This is a genomic window from Armatimonas sp., from assembly GCF_043760365.1.
GTDB lineage: Bacteria > Armatimonadota > Armatimonadia > Armatimonadales > Armatimonadaceae > Armatimonas.
Window position 1 is genome coordinate 1 of record NZ_JAYUPA010000747.1, and the last position, 10,068, is coordinate 10,068.

The following is a 10,068-nucleotide window of genomic DNA, read 5'->3' on the forward strand; positions in this document are numbered from 1 at the left end:
CCGTACTCACCAAAAATCCGAGTCAGCTCTTCTGACGTTACCGAAAAGGGCAAACCGCCCACATAGATTCGCATGGAATCTGCTCTCCAGACAGGAAGCGGCACTAGTGCTCCCTGGAACTTCATTGCCCCCACCAACGAACGATGCGCACCACTGACGCACCCAAGTGCTCGTTCAACCAACATCTAGAGCAGAATCCGCACTGAACCGAACGCTGTCCGCAGAAGTCGCTAAACCCATTAGCTGGAGGGAGGGCCTCCCCCATTGCACCGAAATAGAGTATATCCCATACCCTGTGCAAATTGCAAATGACGAATATTACAGGACGACGGTTAACATTAGACAGTCGTGGTAAGATGAAGGGCATGTTTTCCCCCCGCTGCCAGGAGGCCTGCTAACTGTGGCCTCACACAAATCTGCTTCAATTCCCATTCCCGATGAAAATGTTGTCGTCCTAGACTTCGGGGCACAGTACACACAGCTTATTGCCCGACGGGTGCGAGAGTGCAAGGTCTACTGTGAGATCCTCCCCTGCGAGACACCACTGGCTGAGATTCAAAAACGCAAGCCCATTGGCATCATCTTCTCTGGTGGTCCCGCAAGCTGCTACGAGCCTGGTGCACCCGATGTGGACATGGGAATCTACGAGCTGGGGATTCCCATCTTGGGCATTTGCTACGGCATGCAGCTTATGAGTCGCCAGCTCGGAGGGAAAGTGCGCGCCGGTACACAGCGCGAGTATGGCAAGACGTCACTTGATGTTACCGACAACACCGATCTCTTTCTGGGGCTGAACCGTGAGCTGATCTGCTGGATGAGCCATGGAGACACGGTGGAAGCACCGCCGCCCGGCTTCAAAGTCACCGCGACCACCGCCTCGACTCCCGTGGCTGCGATGGCGGACACCGCACGCAAGTTCTTCGCTGTCCAGTTTCACCCCGAGGTTGTTCATACCCCCTGGGGCACCGAGATCATTCGTAACTTCCTCTACCAGTTCTGTGGTGCTAAGGGCGAGTGGACGATGGCATCGTTTGTACGCGAGGCAACCGAGGCGATCCGGCAGCAAGTGGGCGATAAGCGCGTGGTCTGTGGGCTCTCCGGTGGCGTGGACTCCGTCGTGGCAGCAGCACTGGTGCACCGGGCGATTGGCGATCAGCTTACCTGTATCTTTGTGAACACAGGCATGATGCGCAAAGACGAAGGCACGCAGGTTCGCGAGAATTTTGCGCGCGCTTTCAAAATTAATCTGGTCTACGCGGATGAAAAATCACGATTTCTGGATAAGCTCAAGGGAGTGATTGATCCTGAGCAGAAGCGCAAGATCATTGGCAACGAGTTTGTGGCGGTCTTTGATGAAGTCGCGCAGACTATTGACGGCGCGGAGTTCTTAGCCCAGGGGACGCTCTACCCCGACGTGATCGAGTCGGGCAGTGGCAAGGCGCACACGATAAAGACCCACCACAATGTCGGGGGACTTCCCGAGTACATGAAGCTGAAGCTCGTCGAGCCACTGCGCTATTTGTTTAAAGACGAAGTGCGCAAAGTGGGCGAGGAGCTGGGCGTCCCTACCGAGATGGTCTGGCGGCAGCCCTTTCCCGGTCCCGGTCTTGGGATTCGGGTCTTAGGCGAGGTGACTCGTGAGAAGATTGATATCCTGCGCGAGGCCGATGCTATCGTGGTGGAGGAGATCAAAAAAGCGGGTCTGTACCGCCGTATCTGGCAGAGCTTCGCGGTGCTCCCTGACACTAAGTCCGTGGGCGTGATGGGCGATAAGCGCACCTACGAGTACCCCATTGTCCTGCGCGCCGTTACCAGCGAAGACGCAATGACCGCAGACTGGGCACGCCTGCCCTACGAGCTGCTAGAGAAAATCTCCAGTCGTATTGTCGGGGAAGTGGAGGGCGTCAACCGCGTCGTCTACGATATCACCAGCAAGCCCCCCGGAACCATCGAGTGGGAGTAAGTCATGCAGAAACCTTCCACTGTCACAAAGGACTTCTTTCCAAGGGGCACCGAGCTTCCTGAGGGGGTCGCCTGTGACTGTACCCGCGCCATCACTCATCGCGATGCAAAGCTCCTGGCGGAGACATGTCTCCCTCTACAAGCCTACAAAGAAAGCCAGGTGCAGAAGATTGTCGCGCTTTTTTTGAAGAAGACAGCGGAGCGGATGGAGTGGGAGGCGAAGCACTCTATCCCTTCGCCGATGGGGATAAAAGAGATTCTGAAGGTCAATAGTGCCCGGTCACTCTCTCGCAACGGCATGAAAGTGTTTGGCTCCGCGCTCGTCAGTTTCAAGGACATTCGGTTCGTGGATGTCCAGGTGTTGCTTCATAGCGGTAAGAAGCTCGTCAGCCGCACATTGGTGGTTCAGCTGGCAGACCTGAGCTGGCGTGTTGATCTTCTGCCGTCTCTGTCGGAGCTGCAGGTCTGGCTCAACGAAGAAAAACCTTCTCTTCCACTCTACGCCCCGGAAAAGTAGTGGTTGTTTCGTGGATAATATTCCAAAAATTGCTATCGTCGTTGTGTGCTACAACGGTGTGGCAGATACGCGGGAGTGCCTTGAGTCGCTGCGTGCGCTGACCTACCCTAACTACTTCACGGTGCTCGTGGACAATGCCAGCCTTGATAGCACAGCAGAGATCGTTCGAGCACAGTTCCCCGATGTTACCGTGATTGTAAGCCCGCAGAACACGGGCTTTACGGGTGGTAATCAGACGGGAGTGCGTGCAGCAATTCAGCGCGGTGCTGACTTTCTTTTTCTCCTGAATCCCGATACTACTGTCGCGCCCGACTTGCTGGAGCGCCTTCTTGAGGCCTGGGAGGAGCACCCCAATCTCGGAGCGCTTGGGCCACTGATGCTACACTCGGATGCACCGGAGACGATCTGGTCCGCGGGGGGACTTCTCAATGGGCGTGGTCAGGTGACACACTTGCATCAGGGGGAGCCTATTCCCGATAAACAAACTTATCAATCCTGCGAGTTTGTTTCTGGCTGTGGCTTGTTGCTCTCACGAAGCGTTTTTGAGCATGTTGGCTTTTTTGACGAGCGCTTCTTTTTATATTTTGAGGAGTCGGATCTGTGTATACGCATTCGCAAGATGGGCTATGAAGTCGGAACAGCCTATTCGGCACGGCTCTGGCACAAAGTCAGCCGCTCTACCGGGATAGACTCGCCGCTGACGCTCTACTACATGCGGCGCAACCAGCTTCTGTATTTGCAAAAACACGGCACGTCCCTTGGCTTATTCGCCGCCTTCGTGGACTCTGTGCGCTTGTTGATGGTCTGGACTCTCCAAGGCAACCCGAAGCGAGCAATACTCTTGCGGGCACTCTCTGATTTCACGAGGAAGCGCTTCGGGCGCGCCGACGGGATATAATTGAGCGCTCAGCGGTACTCATCAGGGAAGGGCTGACCAGACTTGCAGAAGTCCTCGGGATCGGGCTGACCGTCGAGCCACAGCTGTTGTGTGCAGGTGGTCTGGAGCTTGAGCTTGGCGGCGTGACCGTCCACAAACACAAAGTTACAGCCCCCGTTATGGCTCTGGAGTCCGCCTTTGCGGGTGTTGTTATCCGGTGCCCAGCTAATGGCCCAGTTGCCCAGATCGGAATATTCCAGGCGCGATTCGAGGTGCAGAATCAGCTTCGTCGGCTCGTGGATTTCGGCGAGTCTGCGAGGACGAAACTGCCACTCGCCTTCTTTGCAGAGCGCTTTCTCATGAAAGTAGGAGCCGTTGTAGGCATACGAAATCGGGAGCTTCTCGGCGGCAGGCCAGCCGGTGTTGGACTCATCGCCGGGCTTGCTCGCGTAGCCATTAGAGGGACACAGAAAGATTCCCCGGTTCTTGACATAGGGCAGCAGGACGCGCTTCCAGGTATTTCGGCTTCCCTCTAGCCCGGAGAAGTCCATCGCGGTGTTGTTGCAGGGTTTGGGGACGTGTGTTTCGTCGGTGAGTCTATTCATGGCGAAGCTCTCGTCGTAGTCCTGGGCGTACATCAGGCTGGCCATACCAAGCTGCTTGAGGTTGGAGAGACAGGCGGTTGCCCGACCGTTTTCTTGGGCGCGGCTAAAGACAGGAAAGATAATGGCGGCCAGCAAGGCAATAATCCCGATCACAACGAGCAGTTCAATCAGCGTAAAAGAGCATCGTTTCATTTTGTTTAGTTATCCAGTCCGCCAGATTTCTCCAGCCATGCCCAGAGGAGGCGCTCCGGGTCGCGTGTGTCTTTGTGTGTGTAGGCGGCGAGCTTGTCAAGGCCGCTTGTGTAGTCCGCGCCCCGTCGCAAGAGTATTAGCCCCCGCCCAACGGCTTCTACGCCATAAGACGGGCTTTTAAGCAAGAGGGTTACGCCCTCCATGCAGGCATTGAACGAGAGAGGGAAACGTGCAGAGTTTGGGCTGAGGGCGACGTACTCGACGGGAGTACGTTTTATGTTCTCGCTGAACTCCGGCTTCAGGCTTGCCGTGTCCATTGCGGCGATCTCGACCAGGGCCTGCCGTGTCCCACCAAAAACATTCCTCTGAAACGGATTGGGGAAATGGTAAATAGTCTTGCGCCGACTCACTTGCGCCCCTAAGGGCATCTGCGCCGAGACCGAGGCATTCGCCGGAATGCTCGCCAGCAAGCGGCGCGTCTCCTTGGCATCGGTGCTTGTACGCCGTGAGTAGAGCCTATCCGTGTCTTTTGAGAACGGTCCCCAGAGCAGGCTTGCTCCGACTGACCAGATTGCGAGATTGGCAAGAACGGCGGCGCGTCCAAAGCCACCCATGCGCGGGGCGATACGGGCGTAGCCAATGACAGCGGCGGCGAGAACAAACGGAGTAAGAAGAGCGGTGTACTGCTCCTCAATGTCGTTCATTCCTGAGCGATTGGAGAGCAAGTTGGCGCCGATAGTGGGTAACGCGACAAGCAAGACTTCAGGCGCGGCAAGCGCCAGAAAGAGAACGGGCACGAGGAGCTTGAGATAGTAAAACCAGTTGCCCCAGCTAATGCGCCAGAGCAGGTTTGTCGCAGCGCCAAAGCTCAGCTTGCCCCAGTGCTCGTAGAGATAAGGATAGGGCGACGGAGCTTGATTGAAGTGCCGCACAATGCTCATGGCAATAATCAGGCTCACAATACCAAATAAAATCGTTTGTAATCCGAGGCGTTTTTTGCGTTGTGTGAGTGCATACAGCCCCAGGAAAACCACTGTCATTCCTATGGTTTCTTTGGTGAGACAAGCAAGCACAAGACAGGCAAAGTAGGAGCGGGAGTTGTTTTGGTGCAGGTAGTAAAATGCGGCAAGCAGAAGAGGTGTCGCAAATGTATCCGGATGAAATTCACGAGTATTGCTCCACTGCATCGCGGGATAGCAGAGATAGGTGCAGGCAAAGAGTAGAGCGACTGGCATAGCAAGTTTCCTTGCACGAGCCAATCCATAGACCGGGATCGCCCCCAGCGCCAGCACGATAGTCTGCGCGAGAAGCAGCGTTTTGGGCGTGGCCGCGAGCCAGTAGAGCGGTGCGAGAAGATAGAGAATGGCGCTGAAATGATCCGCGAGAATATGCAGGCCGCGCACCGTCACAAACGGGGTTGCGCCCCGTGAGATCAGCCAGACTGCCTGATCAAAAATGGCAAGATCGAAGTTCATGTAGGCGCAGCGCTCAAACAAAGAGAACGTGAGCCGGGTAAAAATCACGCAGTAGAGCAACATCGCCAGCGCCAGCCCGACCTCGCAGCCTCGACGGATACCCCCTGACCCCCGCCCGGCGGGGGAAAAGCTCGGAGTTTCAGGCACTGAGCCGGTAGCGTCAGGCTTTTTGCTTCGCCGTTTATGCTCGGAGCCAAAAATCCTGGTTGCTTTTTGCATAGTTTTTCCGGCTCCGAGGTTCTGTGTTGTGGCTTTGTGCTTAAAACTTTCGGCTCAGAGCCTGAAATTTTCAGCTCAGAGCCTGAAATTTTCAGCTCAGCGCCGAAAGATTACGGCTTTGTGCTCGGCACGTCCGGCTTTCTGGTCTTACGGGCAAAGCGCTGGCTTAGCTCATCGAGCAGCGCATCGAAGCCCTCGCCCTGTCCATTTATTTGTGCGTTCTGGTAGACAATCAGCGCCGCCACGTAGGCTTCGCTTCCGACTAGCATTGTCGTGTCGTCCACTTTCTCGGTGAGGCGCATAAGCCTCGCACGAATAGGTGCAAGCGCAGCAAACAGCGACGCATCGCTCTGGAACTCGGGCAGGTCAAAGTTGCGTGGCAAAAACGAGTCGTCTTGGTGCGCTAGCACATCGGCATGGTGAACAAAGCCCTCGCTTTTAGTGCCCATCTTGGGCAAGTCGCGCCGCTCGGCAGGCATGAGGTCTTCCAGAAACGGCAGCTTTGATTCAATTAAGTCAAGGGCTGCTAAAATAGCCTCGCGGTCGGTGTCGGACAGGGAAGCGTCAATACGATTGGTTGGCATTTGAGATCAGTCTCCTCATCGGGCGGCAGTTGTTTTGGGTGCAGCCTTCTGCGCCGTCACAGGTGGAATTGTACCGTCTTTGGGCTTAGAAATCACCAGAATCACCCCATCCCAACGCGCCATCAGATCCCCGTCACTCCACCGCTCAATCCGTGGTGGCCCTTCATACCCTGTCTCCGCAATATGAATGGTCTGCGAGTCATATCCCACAAGCCCGACAAAATGTGAACCATCGATATGTAATACGCCTAGAGGATGTTCATTTCTTAATTTTACAATGTCTATTTTTTTTATATCAGTTTCGAAGTTGCATTTTTCAGCACATTCTGAAACCATTTGAATGTTACACCAATAATAATTATTTCCAAATAATTTATTAATTTCGTATTCTTTAAATTTAGAGCCGAGTTTTAACGACACAGAATAAAGACTGCGGGCTCCACACCCTCCACTTTTATTTTTTTTTGATCCTAAAAATATGAATAAAACAGATAATATTATGCATGATGAAACTATCGCCGCCGTTTTTTTATTATGAGATGGATTAGCCATCCAGAACCTATAAACAATAGAGTTGAAAGACTTCCTATGAAAAACCATCCGATTATACCTGACCTTTTCTTTCTATCATCTGAAAAACTAATATCCTCAAGCCAGTTACCATCTTTAGTTTTGACAAGGACAGATTTTTTTGCTTCATCGTACATTTGAGAGCCAGTACGAAATTTCATTTTGAAAACATCATGGGTGACGTTTCCAACATTATAGTATTTTATGTTAGAAAAAATGCCGTCGGCAATTCTTTTTTTTGCACTTCCATTACGTATATAAATACTCATTGTCGCCGTTTTAGGAAGGCTTACTCCTTCTATATTTTGAAATTCAGTTACATTATATTCATCAACTGCATTCGAGTTTGGGATTTGTGTTGTGTAACTTTTTATGCATGAATAACTATCACTCTTTGATAAGTATAACAAAGATATTAAATATTTTGATCTCATTTCGAAAATAAGTACTCGTTTATTATTTAAAACATCATATTTGACAAAACGCATTTTTCCATTAGCTATTAAATCTCCAAACCACTCGCCGTCACGTTTGAAAAACATACTTATTGAGTCATGTATTTGATAACCTGTTTCAACAGTTGTTCGCGTTTGCATATTACCATAAATAATTTCTGGTTTTATTGGGTCAAATTGAGCACCACTTAGGAGATTCGTATTTTTCCCATCATATACAGAAATATAAAATTGCCCGGATGGTTTCTTGACATTAGCAAATTCTGATTGCAATTCTAAATTATCAAAAAGAGCTTCACTACTTACACGTGTAGTAAGAGATTTCATAGCAGTGGAATCTAAAGAATATTGGTATGTCGCAGTGAATGATAACTTTTTTTTGATATCTTTGATTTGCGAAATCTCGTCTTGTGTCACTTCTTGGGCGCTCGAAGATAAACAAATACTTAGGATACATGTAATTACACATGCAATTTTATATTTCAATTTCACAATTTTTTCTATTCTTTATTTTGGCTAATTTACCAATACAAAAATCAATCAGTCAACATAATTTAATTATATAATATGAGTATAACTCATTCTGGTTAAGATGTTAATTCTGTAGCTTGTTACTGGCATATATCACGTTGGATTTCACTGTTTTCACACATCTACAATTTTAAAATCCTGCAAACAGAATGATTTATACTCATATTATATGATTTTTTATGGCTCAGGATTAGTACCACCTGAACACATGTTTAGCATATGCTTATTTAGATCATTTGGTGCCCAGCTATCATAAATAAGCGATCCCACTGAAGTATTACAATAATGATAGTATCTTCGTATACGTGTACACCATTTTGAACTTCCACCATTAGGGCCGGCACAATCATTTACTGTGAGATCAAAAGCACATCCCTTGCCAGGGTTAAAACTTTTAACTTCCCGCGCTTGCTGACCTTCAAAGTCTATAGAGTTACAACCTACTATATCAGCAGGATCTGAATTGGGACCGCAGACAGTTAGTTTACACGCATAGCCAGTTCCATAAACCATTGTGCCATTTGAAACTGTCTTACCTTCGATAGCTGCATGTGCTCTCTCAATTGAAAACGCTGAAATTGAGCCAACCAAACAAATGGAGGCTAAAGCGACCACTAGAGTACGAACCGTCATGATTGATTTTTCCTTAAAGAGTTTATCTTACATCTACGAGAATTTATGGAGACATCTCAGCTCCACTATTGTCCGTAAAATATTTAGGCATTGCCATTTAAAATGGCCGTTTTGATTGAGAACAAGAATGTTCCTCAACACAAATCAAAAGATACGTTATCAGAGACAGAAGCCCCAGATTCAGCAAAATAGATTGGAGTGGTGTCATGGTGAACAGAGCACCGAAGCAATGACATGGGATGGGTATTTGCTGAAGTCCGCGCCAGAGTGAGTATCCGATGAAGACGCTTACCATCGCGGCGAAAAGCTGAAGCGAGGATTTACGTAGTGTCGGAATAAACAGTCCTATGGTCAGGACGACCTCCAGAGTGACAATCAGCACGGCTCCAAACCGTGTCCAGCCTTGGGGAACCAGAAGCGAGGCGACTAAGGTTGACTCAAAGTCGTTGAAACCCTGAATCTTCGCTGCTGCCGCTGTTCCAAACACGATTGCAAGAACAATGCATCCGAGGAGTACACTATCAATTCGCCATCGTCTTTGAGAGTTGTTCCGGTTTACCACCACTGCTAACCTCCTACTGAACACAGACACTTTACAGGCAATTACAACCGTTCGGTATCCTAAAAATTAGGATAGTTTTGACGTTATTTAGTGTGTTTATTACCCCCCCCCCCCCCCCTACGTCTGGCATTTCACCAAGAATTCGTCCCTCTTTTGCCACCCGAACGGCCTCATAGCGATCTGTCACACCCAACGCTAGCTTGATGTGTTTCCAGTACGTATCCACCGTCTTGTTGCTCAGGCACAGCGCCTGTGCCAGAGGGTACGTCTGCGTCGTGCCTAGCTCCACGCTGCACTCTACTAGCTTTTTCAGGCTGGGAATCAGTCCGCAATCTTCTTTCTCCGTCTCCGTCATGCTTGCTCTCCTAATATGATCTTCTACAGCGAGCGTACAGCAAGCAGTTTACAGGAATCTTACAGAAATATGGGGGAGAAAAAAACTGAGATTACAAGTGGCACTCAGTCGAGATGGCAAGTGAGCTCAATGACCACAGGGGTATAATTGAGTGTGCCCCGGCTTTCTATTTTTCATACCAACGACTTTCATGGCAAACTCACTGACCAGAAAGCGGTACAGCTCAAGGCCGAAATTGTGCGGCTCTCGGCAGGCGAGCCGTACTTGCTTCTCGATGCGGGCGATGCGATCTCAGCAGGCAATCTGGGTTTTCATCCCCTCGGGGAGCCGACTCTCGCACGGATGAGCGCACTCGGCTACGACGCGATGACGATGGGCAATCGCGAGACGCACCCGAGCCTCTCTCTTGTCCGTACAAAGCTCAGTAAGGCAAATTTCCCTATTCTCTGTGGCAATGGGTATGCTAAAAGCCCCAAGGGGAACGTCCCGTTTGTCCCTTCCGTATTGCTAGAACGTGGTGGCAAGACGATC

At 50.5% G+C, this 10,068-nt stretch carries 10 protein-coding genes and 2 pseudogenes; 4 read left to right on the top strand and 8 right to left on the bottom strand.

The window, feature by feature from the left end; genetic code table 11:
• Positions 1 to 185 (bottom strand): annotated as a pseudogene (locus ACH2EH_RS17780) (hypothetical protein); the annotation flags it as partial.
• A gap of 215 nt (positions 186 to 400) precedes the next feature.
• On the opposite strand from ACH2EH_RS17780, the gene guaA reads away from it, so the two are divergent.
• The 3 genes from guaA to ACH2EH_RS17795 are packed head-to-tail and all read left to right on the top strand — an operon-like array spanning position 401 to position 3,377.
• Positions 401 to 1,963: a glutamine-hydrolyzing GMP synthase gene (guaA, locus tag ACH2EH_RS17785; RefSeq protein ID WP_395143686.1), complete on the top strand. Its 1,563-nt coding sequence runs from the start codon at positions 401 to 403 to the stop codon at positions 1,961 to 1,963.
• Between the two features lie 3 nt (positions 1,964 to 1,966).
• Positions 1,967 to 2,479 carry a hypothetical protein gene (locus ACH2EH_RS17790; protein WP_395143688.1) on the top strand — a complete coding sequence of 171 codons (513 nt, stop codon included), beginning with the start codon at positions 1,967 to 1,969 and terminating at the stop codon, positions 2,477 to 2,479.
• Positions 2,480 to 2,489: 10 nt separating this feature from the next.
• Entirely contained in the window at positions 2,490 to 3,377 is an 888-nt protein-coding gene (locus ACH2EH_RS17795) for a glycosyltransferase family 2 protein (protein WP_395143690.1), read from the top strand.
• An 8-nt stretch (positions 3,378 to 3,385) separates the two neighbouring features.
• Here ACH2EH_RS17795 and ACH2EH_RS17800 read toward each other — a convergent pair whose 3' ends face one another.
• The 7 genes from ACH2EH_RS17800 to ACH2EH_RS17830 all read right to left on the bottom strand — a co-directional run bounded on the left by ACH2EH_RS17800 (position 3,386) and on the right by ACH2EH_RS17830 (position 9,212).
• Positions 3,386 to 4,153 (bottom strand): prepilin-type N-terminal cleavage/methylation domain-containing protein, encoded by a 768-nt coding sequence (locus ACH2EH_RS17800; RefSeq protein WP_309684731.1) that lies wholly within the window; start codon positions 4,151 to 4,153, stop codon positions 3,386 to 3,388.
• Positions 4,154 to 4,158: 5 nt separating this feature from the next.
• The gene (locus tag ACH2EH_RS17805; RefSeq protein ID WP_395143692.1) at positions 4,159 to 5,775 is read right to left on the bottom strand and encodes a DUF2079 domain-containing protein; all 1,617 of its coding nucleotides are present in this window, start codon (positions 5,773 to 5,775) and stop codon (positions 4,159 to 4,161) included.
• A 182-nt stretch (positions 5,776 to 5,957) separates the two neighbouring features.
• On the bottom strand, positions 5,958 to 6,431 hold the full coding sequence (locus ACH2EH_RS17810) for a hypothetical protein (RefSeq protein ID WP_395143694.1): 474 nt from the start codon (positions 6,429 to 6,431) through the stop codon (positions 5,958 to 5,960).
• Between the two features lie 15 nt (positions 6,432 to 6,446).
• Entirely contained in the window at positions 6,447 to 6,983 is a 537-nt protein-coding gene (locus ACH2EH_RS17815; RefSeq protein WP_395143696.1) for a cysteine peptidase family C39 domain-containing protein, read from the bottom strand.
• A complete protein-coding gene (locus ACH2EH_RS17820; protein WP_395143698.1) occupies positions 6,944 to 7,873 on the bottom strand; it encodes a hypothetical protein in 930 nt (309 codons plus the stop codon). Before ACH2EH_RS17820 ends, ACH2EH_RS17815 begins: the two co-directional genes overlap by 40 nt.
• Positions 7,874 to 8,164: 291 nt before the next feature.
• Positions 8,165 to 8,620 (bottom strand): hypothetical protein, encoded by a 456-nt coding sequence (locus ACH2EH_RS17825; protein ID WP_395143700.1) that lies wholly within the window; start codon positions 8,618 to 8,620, stop codon positions 8,165 to 8,167.
• Between the two features lie 97 nt (positions 8,621 to 8,717).
• Positions 8,718 to 9,212, bottom strand: a complete 495-nt coding sequence (locus ACH2EH_RS17830; protein ID WP_395143702.1) for a MauE/DoxX family redox-associated membrane protein — start codon at positions 9,210 to 9,212, stop codon at positions 8,718 to 8,720.
• Positions 9,213 to 9,690: 478 nt separating this feature from the next.
• On the opposite strand from ACH2EH_RS17830, the pseudogene ACH2EH_RS17835 reads away from it, so the two are divergent.
• Positions 9,691 to 10,068: pseudogene (locus ACH2EH_RS17835) on the top strand (hypothetical protein); the annotation flags it as partial.

What these genes read in the sequence shown, in the direction of transcription:
- ACH2EH_RS17800 (WP_309684731.1), bottom strand. Translation starts at nt 4,153, where the DNA reads ATGAAACGATGCTCTTTTACGCTGATTGAACTGCTCGTTGTGATCGGG.
- ACH2EH_RS17790 (WP_395143688.1), top strand. Translation starts at nt 1,967, where the DNA reads ATGCAGAAACCTTCCACTGTCACAAAGGACTTCTTTCCAAGGGGCACC.
- ACH2EH_RS17815 (WP_395143696.1), bottom strand. Translation starts at nt 6,983, where the DNA reads ATGGCTAATCCATCTCATAATAAAAAAACGGCGGCGATAGTTTCATCA.
- ACH2EH_RS17810 (WP_395143694.1), bottom strand. Translation starts at nt 6,431, where the DNA reads ATGCCAACCAATCGTATTGACGCTTCCCTGTCCGACACCGACCGCGAG.
- ACH2EH_RS17825 (WP_395143700.1), bottom strand. Translation starts at nt 8,620, where the DNA reads ATGACGGTTCGTACTCTAGTGGTCGCTTTAGCCTCCATTTGTTTGGTT.